This window comes from Actinacidiphila epipremni (assembly GCF_012034175.1).
Taxonomy (GTDB): Bacteria; Actinomycetota; Actinomycetes; order Streptomycetales; family Streptomycetaceae; genus Actinacidiphila; species Actinacidiphila epipremni.
The window spans coordinates 199,135-218,456 of sequence record NZ_JAATEJ010000011.1; the positions used below are offsets into that span (position 1 = coordinate 199,135).

15 protein-coding genes are annotated in these 19,322 nt (G+C 76.1%); 8 read left to right on the top strand and 7 right to left on the bottom strand.

Features of this window, described 5'->3' with window-relative positions; all coding sequences use genetic code 11:
* Window positions 1-21 precede the first annotated feature (21 nt).
* From HCN08_RS16365 to HCN08_RS16375, 3 genes are all read right to left on the bottom strand, one after another.
* Window positions 22-825, bottom strand: coding sequence for an AfsR/SARP family transcriptional regulator (locus HCN08_RS16365; protein ID WP_167983814.1), 804 nt, complete (start codon window positions 823-825; stop codon window positions 22-24).
* A 170-nt stretch (window positions 826-995) separates the two neighbouring features.
* A complete protein-coding gene (locus HCN08_RS36585) occupies window positions 996-1,667 on the bottom strand; it encodes a response regulator transcription factor (RefSeq protein WP_167983815.1) in 672 nt (223 codons plus the stop codon).
* On the bottom strand, window positions 1,630-2,616 hold the full coding sequence (locus HCN08_RS16375; RefSeq protein ID WP_167983816.1) for a sensor histidine kinase: 987 nt from the start codon (window positions 2,614-2,616) through the stop codon (window positions 1,630-1,632). The genes HCN08_RS36585 and HCN08_RS16375 overlap by 38 nt, the downstream gene beginning before the upstream one ends.
* A 730-nt stretch (window positions 2,617-3,346) precedes the next feature.
* Here HCN08_RS16375 and aceE point away from each other — a divergent pair.
* From aceE to HCN08_RS16410, 7 genes are all read left to right on the top strand, one after another.
* Window positions 3,347-6,022, top strand: coding sequence for a pyruvate dehydrogenase (acetyl-transferring), homodimeric type (aceE, locus tag HCN08_RS16380; protein WP_167983817.1), 2,676 nt, complete (start codon window positions 3,347-3,349; stop codon window positions 6,020-6,022).
* Window positions 6,023-6,325: 303 nt separating this feature from the next.
* Window positions 6,326-7,453, top strand: a complete 1,128-nt coding sequence (locus tag HCN08_RS16385; RefSeq protein WP_167983818.1) for a GNAT family N-acetyltransferase — start codon at window positions 6,326-6,328, stop codon at window positions 7,451-7,453.
* A 135-nt stretch (window positions 7,454-7,588) separates the two neighbouring features.
* Window positions 7,589-8,101: a DUF4240 domain-containing protein gene (locus tag HCN08_RS16390; protein WP_167983819.1), complete on the top strand. Its 513-nt coding sequence runs from the start codon at window positions 7,589-7,591 to the stop codon at window positions 8,099-8,101.
* Window positions 8,102-8,117: 16 nt separating this feature from the next.
* The gene (locus HCN08_RS16395) at window positions 8,118-9,014 is read left to right on the top strand and encodes a TIGR01777 family oxidoreductase (RefSeq protein ID WP_167983820.1); all 897 of its coding nucleotides are present in this window, start codon (window positions 8,118-8,120) and stop codon (window positions 9,012-9,014) included.
* A gap of 226 nt (window positions 9,015-9,240) precedes the next feature.
* The gene (locus HCN08_RS16400) at window positions 9,241-10,509 is read left to right on the top strand and encodes an NAD(P)/FAD-dependent oxidoreductase (RefSeq protein ID WP_407648795.1); all 1,269 of its coding nucleotides are present in this window, start codon (window positions 9,241-9,243) and stop codon (window positions 10,507-10,509) included.
* 638 nt (window positions 10,510-11,147) lie between these two features.
* Window positions 11,148-11,825, top strand: a complete 678-nt coding sequence (locus HCN08_RS16405) for a hypothetical protein (RefSeq protein ID WP_167983660.1) — start codon at window positions 11,148-11,150, stop codon at window positions 11,823-11,825.
* A gap of 46 nt (window positions 11,826-11,871) precedes the next feature.
* Window positions 11,872-12,723: a hypothetical protein gene (locus HCN08_RS16410; protein WP_167983822.1), complete on the top strand. Its 852-nt coding sequence runs from the start codon at window positions 11,872-11,874 to the stop codon at window positions 12,721-12,723.
* Window positions 12,724-12,740: 17 nt separating this feature from the next.
* Here HCN08_RS16410 and HCN08_RS16415 read toward each other — a convergent pair whose 3' ends face one another.
* From HCN08_RS16415 to HCN08_RS16430, 4 genes are all read right to left on the bottom strand, one after another.
* Window positions 12,741-14,267: a transglutaminase domain-containing protein gene (locus tag HCN08_RS16415; RefSeq protein ID WP_167983823.1), complete on the bottom strand. Its 1,527-nt coding sequence runs from the start codon at window positions 14,265-14,267 to the stop codon at window positions 12,741-12,743.
* Window positions 14,264-15,100, bottom strand: coding sequence for a DUF58 domain-containing protein (locus tag HCN08_RS16420; protein ID WP_167983824.1), 837 nt, complete (start codon window positions 15,098-15,100; stop codon window positions 14,264-14,266). Before HCN08_RS16420 ends, HCN08_RS16415 begins: the two co-directional genes overlap by 4 nt.
* A 444-nt stretch (window positions 15,101-15,544) precedes the next feature.
* Window positions 15,545-16,522, bottom strand: a complete 978-nt coding sequence (locus HCN08_RS16425) for an AAA family ATPase (protein WP_167983825.1) — start codon at window positions 16,520-16,522, stop codon at window positions 15,545-15,547.
* 234 nt (window positions 16,523-16,756) lie between these two features.
* A complete protein-coding gene (locus tag HCN08_RS16430) occupies window positions 16,757-18,631 on the bottom strand; it encodes a regulator (protein WP_240970126.1) in 1,875 nt (624 codons plus the stop codon).
* Window positions 18,632-18,898: 267 nt separating this feature from the next.
* Between HCN08_RS16430 and lipB the strand changes: the two genes are divergently transcribed.
* The coding region (lipB, locus tag HCN08_RS16435) for a lipoyl(octanoyl) transferase LipB (RefSeq protein ID WP_167983826.1) at window positions 18,899-19,322 on the top strand (424 nt) is incomplete at its 3' end.

Consider the following 19,322-nt stretch of genomic DNA (forward strand, 5'->3'; position numbering starts at 1 on the left):
CGGGCGTACCGGCGGACCCGCTCAGGAAGCGGCGGCGCCGGACAGGATGTGCCGCTGGAGCCGCACCAGGTCCTCGCAGGGCTCCAGGCCCAGCTCCTCGGCGAGCACATGGCGCACCTGGTGGAAGGCCCGCAGTGCCTCGCCGCGCCGGCCGCTGCGGTGCAGGGCGTCGATGAGCCGGGCGTGCAGCCATTCGTTGAGCGGGTCGATCGCGATCAGCCGGTGCAGCTCCGGCACCAGTTCGCGGTGCCGGCCCAGCCGCATCGCCGCCTCGATGCGCAGCTCGTTGGCGCGGGACTGCAGCTCCTCGATCCGGGTCGCGTGCGCGGCCAGCACCCGGCCGCGCGCCACGTCGGCGAGGGTACGGCCGCGCCACAGGGCGAGCGCGGCGTCCAGCCGGTCGAGCGCGACGTCGTAGCTGCCGGCGTGCAGCGCGGCCCTGCCCTGCCCGTACAGCCGGGTGAACTCCTCGACGTCCAGCATGCCGGGGGCCGGCCGCAGCGAGTAGCCGGTCGCCTCGGTGCTGATCACGCCGTGCATGTCGGGCAGTCCCAGCTCCTGGGAGAGCTCCTGGCGCAGGTGGTAGACGTGGGTGCGTACGGTGCTCACCGCGCTCGCGGGGGCGGCGCCGTCCCACAGCTCCTCGACGAGCGTGTCGACGTCGACGATGTCGTGGGCGCGGACGGCCAGCAGGGCGAGCAGCTTGCGCACCTTGGGCCCGCGCGGGCGGTGCACGGCGCCGTTGCCGTGGACCTCCACCGGGCCCAGGATGCGGATGCCGACCGCGGTGGTGGCGCCGGGCAGCAGCGTGAGGGTGTCGGTCATCGAAGTCCCCGTTCGGGTCGTGGTCGGCCGGCGGGCTCGTGGGTGAATCTACGGCACGGGCGGGGCGGTGGAACATGCTCTTTGGGGCGTAGCGGCATCCGTCGAAAGAGGTAATTGCCAAGCGGCCATTCTATTCGGCACCATTATTGCGGCGGTCGCGGCGCCGGTGCTTACGGCCGTTTGATGAGGTGAGCATCCACTGCTTTGTTTACCGCGTCGATACGTGAGACCGCGCCCAGTTTTCCGAATATGTTCCTGAGGTGTCGTTTGACAGTTCCCTCGGTGATCTTCAGCCGGGCCGCGATCTGCCGGTTGCTGAGCGCGGCGGCGGTCAGCGTGAGCACTTCCCTTTCCCGGGCGGACAGCAGCGGCTGGCCGGTGGCGGGGGGTTCGGGCTCGCCGACGCCGCCGCGCGGCACGGCGATGGTGACCTGCGGGTCGCGGGCCCGTACCGCCCGGATCGCCAGCAGCAGGGACTCGCGCGGGGCGCTCTTGTGGAGGTATCCGCGGGCGCCGCGGGCGAGCAGTTCGTACACGAGTCGCGGGTCGTTGTGCATGGTGAGCATCAGCACATGGAGGTCGGGGAAGCGGGTGGTGAGTTCGCCGACGACCGTGGGCGCGTGGTGGCCGGGCATCTCGACGTCCATGAGCACCACCTGGGCGCGGGTGCGCTCCACGAGGTCGGCGAGCCGGTCGGACGTGCCGACGTCGGCCACGACCCGCAGGTCGCGCTCGGAGTCGATCAGCTGGCACAGCGCGCCGCGCAGCAGCGAGTGGTCGTCGACGGCGATGATCCGGATCGGCTCAGCCGTGGCGGACGGCGGCCCTTCCCTGGTCTGCACGTTCGGTCTCCTCGATCGGGATGGACAGCTCGATGGCCGTACCCCGCCCGGGAACGCCGGCGACGGCCAGCCGCCCGCCGAGGAGTGCGACCCGCTCGGTCAGCGACGCCAGTCCCGCCCCCCGCCGCGCGTCCGGTGCGAAGCCGACCCCGTTGTCGCGGACCCCGGCGTGCACCTCGCCGCGCTCGACGCGCAGCGCGACGGTGACGCGGGTCGCGGCGGCGTGCGTCAGCGCGTTGCGGATGCACTCCCTGAGCATGACGAACAGCTCGTCGCCGATGGCGGGCGGCAGCAGGTCCCCGGCGTCGGCGGTGTCGACCTCGACGGTCGTGCCCTCCACGCCCATGGCCTCGGCGAAGCCGGTGAGCGCCAGCCGCAGCGACAGGGTGCTGGTGTGGGTGTCGGTGCGCAGCTCGCTGACGATGTCGCGTGCGGTGTGCACGGTGCCGACCACCGCCTCCTGGAGGCTGCGCAGCCGCGGGTCGTCGTCCGCGGACAGGCCGTGCTTGACCTCGTAGAGCTCCAGTTGGCGCAGCGCCAGGCTGGCGGCGCTGCCGATCCTGTCGTGCACGTCGCGGGCGAGCGCGAGCCGGCTGCGCTGCTCGGCGCCCTGGACGGCGTCCAGCAGCGTCAGGTCGTAGCCGCGGACGTCCTCGGCGAGCTGGCCGGTGACGGCTTCGTGCAGGGCCAGCAGCAGCTCGCCCTGCCGGTCGCCGGCCAGCGCGCCGAGCCGGTCGACGGCGATCCGGAAGAGCAGCAGCCAGGCCTGGACCGACGCCAGCGGCGGGATGTCGCGGGCGAGCAGCACCGAGTGCAGCCGGCCCGCGGCGCGGTCGGCGCCGGTCTCCGCGGCCGGCGGCGGCGCGACGTCGTGGCCGAGCGCGCGCATGCTCGCGGTGAGGATGCGCGCGGCCAGCCCCCGGCAGGTCCGCCAGCAGTCCTGGTCCACGCCAAGTGGATTTCCTGATTCCACCAACCCGCGCCGGAATGCGTCGAGCACGTCGGGGACGAGCGCCTGGAACGCCGCGTCGACCCCACCCCCCGCGGAGTCCAGCGGATCCCGCCCGACACCACGTAATGATTTGTTACGCACCAGCCGTCCCCCGTAACGTTCGCTTTGTCCACCGGCGAGTTCGGCGGTTCGCGATCGAAAGAATCCGGACGTGCAGAAGCAGTTTGAGCATGCCCCCTTGCTGCACTGAGTGTCAAGCCGCACCCAAGACTACCCGAGCAAAGTAATTCCGCTTTGAACAACGCGATATCCGGACGCACAAAGCACGGGGCAACTATCGCGATTGGGTACCGCCCCGGGCACGAAGGGGCAGGTGGGCCAGCGGGGAGGCGGCGGGGGGCGGCGGGGGTGCTGCGGCGATATCCGGACAGCGCGCGCATGCGTCCCGGCACCGCCCCCGGCCGCCTCCGCCGCACCGGGGCGCGGCGGAGGCGGGCGCTCCGCCACCGCGTGCCACCGGCGCACGCTCCGTGCGAATCGAAGGCGAAGCCGGAGCGGCACCGCGTGCCTTGAAGGTTGGCACCGCGTGCCGACTTCGAATTCAGCCTGCGACCAGCATTGATCGATCATCGATCGCGGAGGTATCGTCGCAGCAGAGGGCGAGCCCTGTCTGCCGACGAAAAACCATCGCTCCTCATCACCCCCCTCCGTCCGGAAGGCGGCACCCATGCCTGACGCCGTAGGCCGAACCCGGCCAGGTCAGCTCGATCAGATCCCGGACCGGGACCCGGAAGAGACCGCGGAATGGCTCGCGTCGCTGGACGCGGTCACCGCCGCGGCCGGACCGCACCGGGCCGCGTACCTGATGCGGCGCACCCTGGAGAGCGCCGGCGCCGCCGGCTCGCTGCCCGCGCTGCTGGAGACGGACTACGTCAACACCATCCCCACCGCCGCCGAGCCCGCCTTCCCGGGCGACGAGGCGCTGGAGAACCGCATCACCGCGTGGACGCGCTGGAACGCCGCGGCCATGGTGACCCGCGGCAGCCGGCTGGGCCTGGGCGGCCACATCGCCACCTTCGCCTCGGCGGCCTGGCTGTACGAGACCGGCTTCGAGCACTTCTTCCGCGGCAAGGAGGGCCCGGGCAGCGGCGACCAGCTCTACATCCAGGGCCACGCCTCACCCGGCATCTACGCCCGCGCGTTCCTCGACGGCCGGATATCCGAGGCGCAGCTGGACCGCTTCCGGCAGGAGGCCGGCGGCGACGGCCTGCCCTCCTACCCGCACCCGCGGCGGCTGCCGTGGCTGTGGGAGTTCCCCACCGTCTCCATGGGCCTCGGCCCGCTGTCGGCGATCTACCAGGCGCGCTTCAACCGCTACCTGGAGCACCGCGGCATCAAGGACACCTCCGACTCGCACGTGTGGGCCTTCCTCGGCGACGGCGAGATGGACGAGCCCGAGTCGACCGCGGCCCTGGCGCTCGCCGGCCGCGAGGGCCTGGACAACCTGACCTTCGTCATCAACTGCAACCTCCAGCGCCTCGACGGCCCGGTCCGCCCCAACTTCAAGATCGTGCAGGAGCTGGAGGCGCAGTTCCGCGCCGCCGGCTGGTACGTGGTCAAGGCGCTGTGGGGCGCGGCCTGGGACGAGGTGCTCGCCAGGGACGTGGACGGCGCGCTGCTGCGCCGGCTGCGCGAGGTCCCCGACGCGCAGTTCCAGACGTACGCCACGCGCGACGCGGCCTACATCCGCGAGCACTTCTTCGGCGCCGACCCGGGGCTGCGGGCGATCGGCGGCCGGCTCGCCGACGCCAAGCTGCTGGAGCTGTTCCAGAGCTCGCGCGCCGGCCACGAGCCGCGCAAGGTCTACGCGGCCTACCGCGCGGCCGTGGAGCACAAGGGCGCCCCGACGGTGATCCTGGCCCAGACGGTCAAGGGCCACACCCTGGGCACCGGCTTCGAGTCGCGCAACGCCAACCACCAGATGAAGAAGCTCACCCTCGCGCAGTTCCGCACCATGCGCGACCTGCTGGAGCTGCCCATCCCGGACAGCGCGCTGGCCGGGGACGTCGTCCCGTACTGGCACCCGGGCGAGGACTCCCCCGAGATCCGCTACCTGCACGAGCGGCGCGCCGCGCTCGGCGGCCCGGCGCCCGCCCGCCGGGTGACGGCCGCCCCGCTGCCGCTGCCGGCCGCGGGCGACAAGGCGTACAAGGCGCTGGAGGGCGGCTCGGGCGGCCAGGAGATCGCCACGACCATGGCGTTCGTCCGGCTGGTCAAGGACCTCATGCGGGACAAGGAGACCGGCCGCCGCTGGGTGCCGATCGTCCCCGACGAGGCGCGCACCTTCGGCATGGAGTCGCTGTTCCCGACCGCGGGGCTGTACTCGCCCAAGGGCCAGACGTACGACCCGGTCGACCGCGACCAGCTGCTGTACTACAAGGAGGCGAAGAACGGCCAGATCCTCAACGAGGGGATCACCGAGGCCGGTTCGCTCGCCGACTTCACCGCGGCGGCCACGTCGTACGCCACGCACGGCGAGCCGATGATCCCGTTCTACATCTTCTACTCGATGTTCGGGTTCCAGCGCACCGCCGACCAGTTCTGGGCGCTCGCCGACCAGCTGGGCCGCGGCTTCGTGGTCGGCGCGACCGCCGGCCGCACCACGATGACCGGCGAGGGCCTGCAGCACGCCGACGGCCACTCGCACCTGCTGGCCTCGACCAACCCGGCGGCGGTCTCGTACGACCCGGCGTTCGCCTTCGAGGTCGCGGTGATCGTGCGCGAGGGCCTGCGCCGGATGTACGGGCCGGACGCCGAGGACGTCTTCTACTACCTGACGGTCTACAACGAGCCGAAGGTGCAGCCCGCGATGCCCCCGGGTGTCGAGGAGGGCATCCTCAAGGGCCTCTACCGCTACAAGGCCGCCGAGGCCGCGGCGCCGGGTGCGCCGCGAGCCCAGCTGCTGGCGTCCGGCACCGCGATCCACTGGGCGCTGGACGCGCAGCGGCTGCTGGCCGAGGACTGGGGCGTGGCCGCCGACGTGTGGTCCGCGCCGTCCTGGACCGAGCTGCGGCGCGACGCGCTGGAGTGCGACGCGGCGCGGCTGCGCGGCGAGGAGCGCACGCCGTACGTGACCCGGGCGCTGGAGGGCGCGCCGGGCCCGGTGGTGGCCGTCAGCGACTGGATGCGGGCGGTGCCCGACCAGATCGCGCAGTGGGTCGAGCAGGACTGGACGTCGGTCGGCACGGACGGCTTCGGCCTGTCCGACACCCGCGACGCCGCGCGCCGGCACTTCGGCGTGGACCCGCAGTCGCTCACCGTCCAGGCGCTCGCCGCGCTCGCCCGGCGGGGCGAGATCGCGCCGGGCAAGGTCAAGGAGGCGGCGGAGCGCTACGGGCTCTGAGGGCGCGCGGGGCTCTGCGGCACGTGTTTCGGCACGGTGCTTTTGTAGGTGCGCGGGTGCGGGCTCCGGTACGTGCTTCGGTACGTGCCGGGGTACGCGCTCGGGTACGTCCTTGCCGCCGCCCCGTCGGTTACCGCGCGTAACCGGCGGGGCGGCGGCGTGCGGTGCGGGCGGCGGCCCGCGGGGCTTCCCCCGCGCTCCCGGGAGCTGCTCCCAACGGCCTTGCCACGCGCACGAATTAGCCAGCGCGGTTGGCCCGAAAGGGATTGCGGGCGGCTACACGTACCGGCTAGCTTGCCCCGGATGCCTGCCAACCCCAGCCCGCTGACGGCTCCCACGGCGGAGGACTTCCGCGCCTGGTACCGCGTGCAGTGCGCCGCGTTCGCGCACGACCGGCCGGGCGAGCCGCTGCCGTCGCAGGCCGCCGTGCAGGCCCGGCTGGCCGCGACCGACCGTCACCGTCACGTGCTGTGGCTGCTGCGGGGCACGGCGGACGAGCCGGTGGCGACGGCGTCGCTGCGGCTGCCGGCGCAGGGCACGGCTACGGGGTCCGCAGCGGCTTCGGCCTCCGCTGCGGCTTCGGGCACCCCGGACACGGGCCCGGGCCCGGGCCCGGGCCCGGGCCCCACGGCCACCGGGGCGCGTACCGGCGGGCAGGGTGCCGTCGCGGAGATACGGCTCACCGTCCACCCCGCGCACCGCCGGCTCGGCACGGGCTCGCGGCTGCTCTCGACGGTCACGGAGGCCGCGCTCGCCGCCGGGTGCGGCGGGGTCGTCGGCGAGGTGGTGTGCGGCACCTCCGGCGAGGGCTTCCTGGCCACCCGCGACTTCCTGCCCGTCCTGCGCCGGACGTGGCAGCGGCTGCCGCTGGCGGAGATCCCGGACCCGGTCGGCAAGCTCCCCGGCGTCCCGCACCCCGGCTACCGGCTCACCGCCTGGGAGGGCGCCCCGCCCGCCGCGCTCGCCGGCGGATTCGCCGCCGCCCTGCGCACCCTGCCCGCCCTCCCGCCGGACACCGGCCTCGCACCCGGCGAGACCCGCTGGGACCCCGACCACGTCCCCGACGCCGTGCGCCTGGCCGCGGGCCGCGGCGACCGGCTGCTGACGGTGGCCGCCCTGCACGACGGACCGGACGCCGCCGAGGACGCGGGCGGCCTGGCCGGCCACACCACCGTGCTGCTCCCCGGCGACGGCACCGGGCCCGCGCTCCAGTACGGCACCGCCGTCGTCCCGGCCCACCGCGGCAACGGGCTCGGCCTGTGGATGAAGGCGGAGCTGCTGCGCCGGCTCGCCGCGGCCGGCCCGGGCGTGACCGAGCTGCACACCGCGGTGCCCGACGACAACCGCCACATGCTCGCCGTCAACACCGCGCTCGGCTTCCGCCCGCTGCGCCGCTCGGTCCGCTACCGGCTGCGCCTGCGCCGCCGCTGACGCCGACCCGCACCGCCCGACACCGTCCCGCACCGCCCCCCGTACACTCCCCACGGCGAATGTGCGTAACGACACGGGCCCATCCGGGGGACAGCGCGTGCACCCGGCGGCTGCAACCGGGAAGCTGGACGGGTGATGGACGAGACGCAGTTCTGGGAGATCGTCGACAGCACCCGCGAAGCGGCGGACGGCGATCCGGAGGACCACGCCGACCTGCTGGTGGACCGTCTCGCCCAGCTCGACCCCGACGCGGTCCTGGACTTCGCGCGGCACTTCGAGACCCGCTTCCTGCGCGCCTTCACATGGGACCTGTGGGGCGCCGCCGACATCATGCTGGGCGGCGCGGACGAGGAGTCCTTCGACTACTTCCGCTGCTGGCTCATCGCGCAGGGCCGGCATGTCTTCGAGGGCGCCCTGCACTCCCCCGACGACCTCGCCGAGCTGGTCCCGGACTTCGACCCGGAGTCGGACGGCGACGCCGAGGACGTCGGTTACGCCGCCGACGAGGCGTACGAGCAGCTCACCGCGGTCCGGCTGCCGGACCTGGGCCTGCCCTCGCGCGAGCAGCCCGAGGGCGAGGCGCTGGACTTTGACGACGAGGCCGCGATGTCCGCCCGCTTCCCGCGCCTGTGGGCGCGGTTCGCCTGAGGGGGGCCGGGGCCGTATGCGTATCGCCGTCACCGGGGCGTCCGGCCTCATCGGCTCGGCGCTCACCGCGGACCTGGCCCGCGACGGGCACGAGGTGCTGCGGCTGGTCCGGCGGGCGCCCGCGGGGCCCGGCGAGGTCCGGTGGGACCCCGTCCGCCGCGCCCTGGACCCGCGGGCGCTGGCCGGCTGCGCGGCCGTGGTGCACCTGGCCGGCGCCGGCGTCGGCGACCGGCGGTGGACGGCGGCGCGCAAGAAGGTGCTCTACGACAGCCGGGTGCTGGGCACCCGCACCCTCACCGCGGCGCTCACCGCGATGGACGAGCCGCCGCGGGTGCTGCTGTGCGGCTCGGCGATCGGCTACTACGGCGAGACCGGCGACCGGTGGGTGGACGAGGACAGCCCGGCCGGTACCGGTTTCCTCGCCGAGCTGGTCCGGGACTGGGAGCAGGCCGCGCACCCGGCCGCCGCGGCCGGCATCCGCACCGCCTTCGCCCGCACCGGCCTGGTCGTGGCGAGCGGCGGCGGCGCGTGGGGCCGGCTCTTCCCGCTCTTCCGGGCGGGCCTGGGCGGACGGCTCGGCAGCGGGCGGCAGTTCTGGAGCTTCATCGCGATGCGCGACGAGATCGCGGCGCTGCGGCACATCCTCGACACGCCCGCCCTGTCCGGCCCGGTCAACCTCACCGCGCCCGAGCCGCTGACGAACCGCGAGGTCACGGCGGCGATGGGCCGGGTCCTGCGCCGCCCGACCCTCGCGGCGGTCCCGGCGCCGGTCCTGCGGGCCGCGCTCGGCGAGTTCGCCGGGGACGTGCTGGGCAGCCAGCGGGTGCGGCCGGCCCGGCTGCTGGAGTCCGGCTTCACGTACACGTACCCGGAGATCGACGCGGCGATCCGCGCGGCGCTGCGGACCGGTTGAGGCGCCCCGGCACGCGGACGAGGTGCCTCCGCTGACGGAAGTGGCGTATCCGCTGACGGAAAAGGCCGGTTGACGTACCGGACAAGGCCGGATCGGACCCGTCCTGCCCGCATCAAGGATCTTTGATGGGGGCATGACCCTTACCAGCGTTTCGCGCCGCGCGCATCGCGTGGATTGCCCGGAGCGCCCACGAGCGGGGAGTCGGCCCGACCTCGGGAGGGACATCGTGCTGTCAGCACGCCGTAGGACCACTGCACTTGTGGACGTCATCGTGATCGGAGCGGGCCCCGCGGGCCTCGCCGCAGCGCACCACCTGCTGGACGCGGGCCTGACCGTCACCGTGCTGGAGGCGGCCGAGCGGGTCGGCGGCCGGATGGCCACCGACACCGTCGAGGGCTTCCGGCTGGACCGCAGGCCCCAACTGCTCAACACCACCTACCCCGAACTGCACCGCACCCCCGGCCTGCCCGGCCTGCCGCTGGCCCCGCTCGCGCCGGGCGCGCTGGTCCGGGCCGGCGGGCGCGGCTACCGCGTCGGCGACCCGCGCGGCGTCCGGGCCGGCCTCGGCTCCACGCTGGACCGGGCGCGGCTGGCCGCGACGCTCGGCCGGCTCGCCGCCACGCCCGACGCCCGGCTCGCCGCCCGCCCCGAGACCACCGCCGCCCGGGCCCTGAGCCGCCGCGGCTTCGCGCCCCGCACCGTCGAGGGCTTCCTGCGCCCGCTGCTGGCCGCGCTGCTGCTCGACCCGGAGCTCCAGACGTCCAGCCGGGTGGGCGACCTGGTGCTGCGCGGTTACGCCCGCGGGCGCACCTGCCTGCCCGCCGGGGGCGCCGCCGGCGTACCGGAGCGGCTGGCCGCCGCGCTGCCGCCGGGGACGGTACGGCTGGGCACGCCCGCGGTCAGGGCCGCGGTCAACGCGGTGCGGCTCGCCGACGGCACCGAACTGCCCTGCCGGGCGGTGCTGGTGGCGACCGGCGCGCGGGCCGCCGCCGAACTGCTGCCCGGCTTGCGGGTGCCGGCCTTCCACCAGGTGACCGTCTTCCACCACACCGCGCCGGCCGCGCCGCTGCGCGAGCCCGTGCTGGTGCTGGACGCCGACCGGCTGGGCCCCGTCTCGCACTCCCTGCCCACCACCGCCGTCGACCCGACCCGCGCCCCGTCCGGGCGCCCGCTCATCACCTCGGTGGTGCTCGGCCCGCCGCCGGACGGCGACTCCGACAAGACGGTGCGCGAGCATCTGGCCGAGCTGTACGGGAGGTCCACCGACCGCTGGGAGCTGCTGGCCATGCACACCGACCCCGAGGCCGTCGCCGCGATGCCCGCGCCGCACGACCTGCGCCGCCCGGTGCGGCTGCTGCACGGCCTGTACGTCTGCGGCTCGCACCGCGCCAGCAGCACGCTGCAGGGCGCCCTGCACTCGGCGCGGCGAGCCGCGACGACGCTGCTGCGGGACGTGGAGCCGTCGTCGCCCTCCGCCCGGCCGGCCGCGGCGTGACGCCTCCGCGGCGGGGTCCCAGGGGCTCCGGGGGGCGCAGGAATGCGGATGCGTATCCTGCGTATCCGCTGCCACGGCGGTCCGGGAATTCCGGCGCGGTTAAGGGCGGGGGAATTCCGGAAACCCTGTGACGGAGCGGGTCCGCCGTTACACTTTCGGCAACGGCGGGCCCGCCCGGTCCGTCTCGGGGTCTCCCGGGGGGAAAGAGCATGGGGAGATTGCGCGACTCGCGATTAGCCGTCGCCGCGTGCACGCTGGTGTGCGTGGGGGCGGGGCTCGCGCTGGAAGTCACCGTGTTCGCGCCGGGGGGCGCGGTGGACGCGGAAAGCCTGCGGCTGGTCAGGCCGTCGGACACGGCTCCGGGTGCGGTGCCTTCGCCGACTTTGCCGGAAGTTGGCCCGCGGACGACACCGCCGGTGGTGGTGTCGTCGCCGCCGTCGGGACCGCCGGTCACGAGCGGGCAGGCGGTGGGGGGTTCCGGGGGTTCGGGTGGTTCCGGCGGTTCCGGCGGTTCCGGCGGGGCTTCGGGCGGCGGGTCCGGGGGCTCGGCGGGGGGCGGTACGGGTGGTGCGGACGGCCCGGGTTCCGGGGGCGGGAAGGGGCCGCCGGGGGCGGCGGGGTGCGGTGCGCCGCATTCGGTGCGCGGCTATCAGCTCTCCTTCGTTTTCCCGTGCGAGGGCTCGCCCACGGTCACCTATCCCGTCGTCCGTATTCACGTCTCGGCTTATCCGCCGCCGGACGTCGGCGGTTTCACCATCGTGCAGAAGGTGCTGACCGACAAGGGCGGGACGATCAAAGGGCAGCCGGTGTTCGGGATGATCCAGGGAGGCATCTCGCCGGCCACCGACAAATTCCCCCAGGACCACACATGGGCGCGTGATCTCCAGGTCGGCACGCCCTGTATCGAGGACACCGGGCGCACGACGCTCAGCCTTTACTTCCTGACCCCGGCGGGCGTGCGGGAATCCGAGACCTGGCAGCAGAAGCATGTCGTCGAGCGCATGCCGGCGGGCAGTGAGCTGATGGACCGGGTGACGGTGAACCGGCACGGCACGTGCCCGGCGGACGACGAGCCGGGGCCGGGCCCGGGGCCGACCGAGCCGGCTCCCCCGCCGTCCGGTACGCCCTCCCCGAGCCCGACGCCCGCACCGTCGCAGTCCGGCACGCCCTCGCCGGACCCGACGTCGCCGTCGCCGTCGCCTTCCCCCTCGCCGAGCCCGAGCCCGAGCCCGACGCCTCGCCCGACGAGCCCCAGCCCGTCGCCCTCGACGGAGCCGCCGCGCACGCCCGCCGCCGCGGCACCGACCGCGCGCTGAGCCGCGCGCACCTCTGGCAACCCCGCAGCCGAAAGGACGGCCCCGCATGCCCGAGAACCCCGAGCCGACGCCCGAGGAGCCCGCCACCCCGCCGGCCGCCACCGGGTCGGGCGCCACCACGCCATCCGCCGCGGACGGGCCCGGCGCCGGGCCGGCCGGCGGCAGTACGGCCGGTGACGGTACGTCCGGCGGCGGCGCCCCGGACCCGGACGCCGACGAGCCGCGCCGGACGAAGCTGCAGATCGCGCTGATCAGCGCGGGCAGCGCCCTGCTCGTCGCGCTCATCGGCCTGGCCGGCGCGTTCGTCGCCCGCGGCGGCGGAGGCGGGGGTGACGCCGACGCGAAGCCGCCGGGCCCCACGACGCCGATCGTCACCACCGCGCCGACGACTCCCCCGGCCCCCACGACCACGGCCACCGACTCCCCGTCGCCGACGCCGACCCGCGGCGACACCCCGTGCGTCCCTCTGAAGAAGGCGCACGGCTTCAGCGCGGGCTTCGTCTTCCCCTGCACCGGCGACACGCTCGCCTCGATGTACCCGCAGATCGTGCTGCGGGCGGCCACGTATCCGGAGGAGAAGGGCGAGGGCCAGCTGTGGGTGGTCATCCGCGTCCTGTCCGACGGCAAGGGCATGCCGCTCGCGGACAAGCCGATGTACGCGGCGAGCCCCGTCGATCCCGGCCACGCCCGGAAGGTCAGCGCGACGACCTGGACGAAGGACATCCAGATCGGCTCCCACTGCTCCGACTACGGCCCCGCGCAGATCCTGACCTACTGGCTCTCCGACAGCGGCGCCCGCCAGGCGGCGTCCTGGGCCCCCGGGGTGCCGATCACCGTCCCGCCGGGCAGTGTGCAGCTCGACGAGGTGACGGTGAACATGCAGGCGGGGGCCTGCTGAGGGCGCACCGGCGGGCGTCAGGTGTGCCGGCCGCCGCGGGAGGCGGCGTGCAGCTCCACCAGGTCGGCGGCGGGCGTCCTGGGACGCCGGGCGCCGGAGCCGGCCTCGGTGCGGACGGCCGCCGCGAGACCGGCGGCCCGGGTGACCTCCGCCGCGCCCGGGGCGCCGTCCGGGGCGTAGAGGGCGCGGTCGACGAGGGCGGCGAGGGCGCGCAGTGGCGCGGATTCGGCGCAGGCCGCCACCGTACGGGCGCCGGTCGCCGGGGTCGCCGGGGTCGGCGTCAACGGGCTGTCGCGCAGGGCGCGTTGCCACAGGGCGAGGACACGGTCGCGCGGGCCGAGGCCGTCCCACCAGGCCGCCGCCTTGCGCTCGGCCGCTCGCCGGCGCCGGATCCGTACGGTCAGGGCGGTCGCGGCGGCCAGCAGGACGAGGGCCGCCGTCGCCGCGAGGGCCGGCGGCCACACCGGGCGGCCGGGTGCGTGCGGCGGGGTCGGGGGGCGGGTGGCGGCGGAGGGCGGTGCGGTGCGGCCGGCGCCGGCGGAAGCTGCGCCGCCGGGTGCCGTACGGCCGGGCAGCGGCCAGTAGTCGACCCACCCGCCGCCCTCGTATGCGATCTGCGGCCAGGCGACCGCGTCCCCGGCGACGACCTCGACCGTACCGTCCGCCGCCGGTCGGCGGGTCGGCGCGAAGCCGGCCACCACGCGGCTTGAGGCGCCGAGCATGCGGGCGGCGAGCGCGAAGGCGGTGGCGTACTGGTCGCTCGTGCCGTGGCCCTCGCCGAGGGTACGGGCGACGGCCGGGCAGCCGTCGTCGACCGGGCGGGTCGCCGGGTCCGTACTGCCCGCGGCGGCCAGCACCTGCTCCAGCTCGGCGAGTTGGTCGGCGAGCGGGGCCTGCCTGTCGACCCGGGTGAGGAGTTCGCCGAGTTCGGGCCCCGCGCATGCGGTGCCGGGCGGGGTGGTGAGCGGGCGCCCGCCGCGCGGTGGGGGCGCGGCGAGGAGGGTGTACGTGCCGGCGGGGGTGGCGCTGTGCAGGGCCTCGGCGCGGGCGTCGTGGCGCAGGCCGCCGGGGCGCCCGGCGGTCACGCCGGGAGGGTGCGGCAGCAGGCGGGCCGGGTGCGCGAGGGTGACCTCGACGCGTACGCCGTCGCCGGTGGCCGGCAGCGGGGTGAGGGCGGTGCCGGTGTGCCAGCCGGTGGCCGGGTCGTAGCTGCCGTACGCGAGCAGCGGCCAGGTGCGCGGGGGCTCTCCGCGGGTGCGGGCGCGCAGGACCGGCGCGTCGGGGGTGCGGGCGAGTTCCGGGAGCCGGGCGAGGGGGTCGGCCTCGGCCGGCTCCGCCGTGCTCGACGTCACGGCGTGCCGCTCCGGCAGGAGGCGGGGTACGCGTACGAGCGCGCCGGCGACCGCGAGCCCGACGACGGCCGCGAGGGCGAGCGCGGCCCTGCCCCGGGGGAGCGGCCCGGCGGCCCGGCGGGCGGTGAGCAGCACACCGGCGAGGCCCGCGGCGGCGACCGCGGCCATCAGGGCGTCGGTGAGCTGCCTCACCACTCCCCCGCCAGGTCCTCGGGGGCGGCCACCCTCAGCACGCGGAGGCCCGGGACCTGCGGCGGGGTGCGGGCCGGGGCGCCGGGCGGGACGGCGTGGACGCAGACGGCGGCGCCGTGCGGGGCGCTCAGGGCCGGGCGCCAGCGGGCGGGGTCGCGGGTGGTGGCCACGACGGTGAGGGCTCCGGCGCTGCGGGACCCGGCGGTGAGGGCTCCGGCGGGTGGGGGCGCGGCCGGTGCGCCGGGCCGCGGGCGGACCCGGGTGAGCAGGTCCAGGACCACGCCGGCCGCGCCGGGGCCCGGCTCGATACGCCGGGGTCCGGCGGTGACACCCGCGAGGACCACCGGGCGCCCCAGGTCCAGCACGCTCAGCGCGACGCCGGCCGCGCAGTCCACGGCCGTCTCGAACGCCGGGCCGTCCTCCGCTGCGGTGTCGAGCAGCACCACGGCCGGCGCGGCGCCGCCGTCCCGCCGCTCGCGCACCTGGAGGGCGCCGGTGCGCAGGGAGCTGCGCCAGTCGACGAGCCGGGGGTCGTCGCCGGGGAGATATCCCCGCAGGGCGTGGATCTCGAACCCGGCGGCTTCCTCCCGGCCGAGCAGCCGCCCGACCCAGGGCACGCCCCCCGCGGGCGGCCGGGGCCGCACCCTCACCGTGCCGCCCGCCGGCGAGGTCACGACCCTGCGCACCGCGAGCCCGAGCACGTCCTCGTACTCCGCGACGGCCTCCCCGACCTGCCACTCCCCGCGCGGCAGCGGAGGGCTGACGGCCCGCCACCCCCGCCCGCCGACCTCCAGCCGCCGGCTCCCCCCGGCCTCCCGCAACCCCAGCCTCACGCGGGGCGTGCCACCGCCGCTGCCGGCGGCCTCGTACGTGAGCCGAACCCGCTCCCCCCGCGCGACGCGGTCCGCCCCGCACCCGACCCGCCCGACGCCGGGCCGCCGCCCGAACCGCGCGAGGGCCAGGGCCCCGACGCCCGCGCCGAGGGCCGCCCCGCCCACCCCGTACAACGCGTGCACCCCACCCCCTGCGCCCAGCACGATGCCCACGACCCCGGCCCCGCACACCCACCGCCCCCCTCCGCTGAGCCCCCACCCCGACCTGCCGCGCCACGACCACAGCCTCACGGAGCAGTCACCACCTCTCCGGCACATCGGCGCCGGACGTCGCTTTCCGGGACACGCGGGGGCACCTCCCGGGCGAAGCCCAGGGAGAGAGCGCCGCGACCAGCCGCCCACCGCCACCGGAAGGTGGCCCGCCCTCCAGGCCCGAGCGGCGGCTCACCGTGCGCATGCCGCGTTTTCCGGGGCCGGGACCTCGGCCAGGAGGGCGCGGAGGGCGGGGCCGGCTTCGAGGGCGGCGGCGGGGTGGAGGCGGTGGGAGAGGACGGGCACCGCCAGCTCCTGGATGTCGGTCGGGTCGGCGTAGGGGCGGGCGGCGAGGAAGGCGCGGGTGCGGGCCGCGCGGACGAGCGCGCGAGTGGCGCGGACGCTCACGCCGTGCGTGAAGGCGGAGGAAGTGCGGGTCGCCGCGGCGATGTCGAGGGCGTACCCGACGAGCGTGTCCGTCACCGCCACGGACGCGACAGCAGCGCGGGCGGCCAGGATGTCCGCGGCGGTCAGCGGCGCCGTACCGAGGTCCGCGGGGTCGACGACCCGCCCCGCGGCGATGGAGAGTTCCGCCTCGCGCGCCGGGAAGCCGACCGCGGTCCTGATCAGGAAGCGGTCCATCTCCGCCTCGGGCAGCAGATACGTCCCGTGCAGGTCCACCGGATTCTGCGTCGCGACGACGAAGAAGGGCTCGGGCAGCGCATGGCTGCGGTTCGCCACCGTCACCCGGCCCTCTTCCATCGCCTCCAGCAGCGCGGACTGCGTACGTGGCGAGGCCCGGTTGATCTCGTCCGCGACGACGACGTGCGCGAACAGCGGCCCCCGCCGGAATTCGCCCAACTCGCCCGTGAGCAAGGGGAGTTCGTAGCCGGTGATATCGGCAGGCAGCAGGTCGGGCGTGAACTGCACCCTTCCCCACGCCCGCGCGCCCGCGGCGGGGCGTACGCATGCGGCGAGGGCCCGTGCCAGCGTCGTCTTGCCGGTGCCCGGCGGCCCCTCGACGAGCAGGTGGCCGCCCGCGAGCAGGCACAGCGCCGCCTGCTCCACGACCTCGCGCTGCCCCAGGAACGCTCGCTCGACCGGTTCGACGAGCCCGGTGCGGATGCGTTCCGCCCAGTCCGTCCCGCCGGCCACGGCGGCAGCAGCCATCCGCACCCCCGACCCGCCCCGGCCGGCCCCCCGGCCGTGCCGCTCCCGCGCCCCGGGCGGACTCCCGAGCCGTGACGATGAACATACCGTCCGTCACGGCCGAATGCGGCGGAATCCGCCCCGGGGGCGCACCTCGGCACGAAAGGGCAAGCCGGGGGGCACGCACACCTCCCGTCAGGGCCCGGCGGGCTTCACCGCGGCGGCCTCCACTGCCGCGGCCTCACCTGGGCGGCCTCACAGCGCGAAGCCCAGCGCCACCGCCCGGGTGAAGAAGGCGCGCGCCGCGGCCGTGTCGCGGTACGGGTCGAGCCGGCGGGCGAAGTCGCGGGCGTACTCCGCCGCACGCACCGACCGCATGTCCGCCGCCTGCCGTACGACCTCCGCGCCCAGCGCGCACGCGGTGTCCAGCTCACCGAGGGCGAGCCGCGCGCAGGCCAGCACCGTACGGCAGAAGAGCCGGCTGCGGGCGTAGCCGGCCGCCCGCAGCTGCAGCGAGCGCTCGGCCTGCGCGACGGCCGCCCGGTGCTGGCCGAGGTCGCGGTGGCAGTGCCCGAACTCGTCGGCGAGCTGCGCCTCGTCGAAGAACCGGGCCCACGAGGGCACCTCGTCGCCGGGCCGGGCGGCGCCGAAGGCCCGCTCCGCGCGGGCCAGCGCCGCCGTGCACGCCCGGGTCTCGCCGAGCACGCCGTGGCCGCGGGCCTCCGCCGCGTGCAGCAGCGCCCGTACGGCGGGCGGCGCCGCCGTGCCGACGCCCTGCTGCGCGACCCGGGCGAGCTGCACCGCCTCCCGCCCGTGCCCGAGGTGCACCGCCTGGCGGCTCATCGTGACCAGCACGTAGCCGCCGTAGACCCGGTCGCCTGCCGCCTGCGTCAGGCGCAGCGCCTGCACGAAGTAGCGCTGGGCCAGGCCGTGCGCGCCTATGTCGTACGAGGTCCAGCCGGCGAGCCGGGTGAGGTCGGCGACGGCCGCGAAGAGCCGGCGCCCCTGGGTCTCGCCGTAGCTGCCGCGCAGCATCGGCTCGGCCTCGTGCTCCAGGTAGCGCACCAGGGCCTGGCGGGCGTGGCCGCCGCCGTAGGCGTGGTCGAGGGTACGGAAGAGGTCGCCGACCGCGCGCAGGGCGGCGATGTCGCCGGCGCCGACCCGGCCGGGGGCAGCGGGCGGCACGGCACCGCGTAAGTCCTGCGCCCCGCCGCGCCGGCCCCCGCGGCTCTGCGCGGGGACCCGCGCCCCGGGCGCAGGCCCGCCGGGTGCCGCGTGGCCGGCGCCAGGGGCGCGCCCGAGGGCCGCGCCATGGCCGGGGGCGGCAGTGCCCGGGCTGTTGCCGGCGCCCGGGGCGCGCAGGCCGCCGCCCTGGCCCGTACCCGGGAGGCCGGCGCCCGGGGTCGCCGCAGGCGCGGTGGTGGCCCCCACGCGGTGCAGCGGCTCGTCCACCGCGCCGATGAGCCAGTCCCGGCTCGGGACGACCAGCCCGGCCGGGCTGAAGGCGATCTTGCGCAGCTCCGCCTGGTTGCCGGTGTCCTTGCGCCACAGGCCGCTCACGATGTCGACCGCCTCCGCCGCGCCGGCGGCGTATTCGAGGCCCGCGTACACCGGCGCGCACGCGTCGAGGCCGAGGTCCTGCGCGGACAGCCGGCGGCCGAGCCGCTGCGTGAAGACCTCGGCGATGAGCGCGGGCGTGGTGCCGCGCGGCTGCTGGCCGCGCAGCCAGCGTGTCACGGAGGTCTTGTCGTAGCGCAGGTCGAGGCCGTGCTCCTGGCCGAGCCGGTCGACCCGGCGGGCGAGGCCGGCGTGCGAGAAGCCGGCCTCGGCGATGAGCTCGGCGAGCCGGGTGTTGCGGCGCTGCGTACGCCCGCCGGCCCGGCCGCCGCCGGCGGGCGTACCGGAGGCCGTACCCGTGGCCGTGACGGAGGCCGGACCCGGCGACGTACCGGCGGACGTACCGGAGGCCGTACCGGCGGGCGTACCGGAGTCGGAGGGGGCCCCGGGTGTGCCGCCGGGTGGGGCGGGCGCGGGGTCGGGGGTCGCGGGCGGGCGTGGGCCCGGGGTGGCGGGGTGCGCCGGGCCGGTTGAGGGTCCGTCGGGGGTTCGCTGCGTGACACGGTCGGTCATCGGCGGTGCGGCCCACTTCCTCTGCGGGGTGATCGGATCGGCGTGAATGTAACGGTCACCGCTGCCCCTCTTGCCACAAGAGCCGCATATTCGTCCGATTGAGCGACAACACTCCGCATTGCCGGGCAAGCCGCCCGCACCGGCGCAAGCCGGCGTGCTATGGCCGTCGCCCCGGACCCGGCCGCGCCCGCGCGCCGCCGTACAGTTGACGAGGCCCGTACGCCACGTACGCGGCCACCGCACCGCCACCGCAGAGGAGTCGCCGTCGTGCGTGAGCTGCAGTTCGTTCACCTGGGTTTCGGAGCCGACGCCGTGGAGTACGAGGAGGCGTGGCAGCGGCAGCGCGTCGTGCACGCCGCGCGCTTCGCCGACGAGATCCCGGACACCTGCCTGCTGCTGGAGCACCCGCCGGTCTACACCGCGGGGCGGCGCACCGCCGACAGCGAGCGCCCGCTGGACGGCACGCCGGTCGTGGACGTCGACCGCGGCGGCAAGATCACCTGGCACGGCCCGGGCCAGCTCGTCGGCTACCCGATCCTGAAGCTGCCCCGCCCGGTGGACGTCGTGGCGCACGTCCGCTGCGTGGAGGAGGCGCTGATCCTCACGGCGGCGGACTTCGGCCTGGAGACGACGCGGGTGGAGGGACGCTCGGGGGTGTGGATCCTGGGCGACCCGGTGGAGCAGCGCAGCC

What these genes read in the sequence shown, in the direction of transcription:
- HCN08_RS16365 (WP_167983814.1), bottom strand. Translation starts at nt 825, where the DNA reads ATGACCGACACCCTCACGCTGCTGCCCGGCGCCACCACCGCGGTCGGC.
- aceE (WP_167983817.1), top strand. Translation starts at nt 3,347, where the DNA reads ATGCCTGACGCCGTAGGCCGAACCCGGCCAGGTCAGCTCGATCAGATC.
- HCN08_RS16385 (WP_167983818.1), top strand. Translation starts at nt 6,326, where the DNA reads ATGCCTGCCAACCCCAGCCCGCTGACGGCTCCCACGGCGGAGGACTTC.
- HCN08_RS16390 (WP_167983819.1), top strand. Translation starts at nt 7,589, where the DNA reads ATGGACGAGACGCAGTTCTGGGAGATCGTCGACAGCACCCGCGAAGCG.
- HCN08_RS16395 (WP_167983820.1), top strand. Translation starts at nt 8,118, where the DNA reads ATGCGTATCGCCGTCACCGGGGCGTCCGGCCTCATCGGCTCGGCGCTC.
- HCN08_RS16410 (WP_167983822.1), top strand. Translation starts at nt 11,872, where the DNA reads ATGCCCGAGAACCCCGAGCCGACGCCCGAGGAGCCCGCCACCCCGCCG.
- HCN08_RS16425 (WP_167983825.1), bottom strand. Translation starts at nt 16,522, where the DNA reads ATGGCTGCTGCCGCCGTGGCCGGCGGGACGGACTGGGCGGAACGCATC.
- HCN08_RS16430 (WP_240970126.1), bottom strand. Translation starts at nt 18,631, where the DNA reads ATGACCGACCGTGTCACGCAGCGAACCCCCGACGGACCCTCAACCGGC.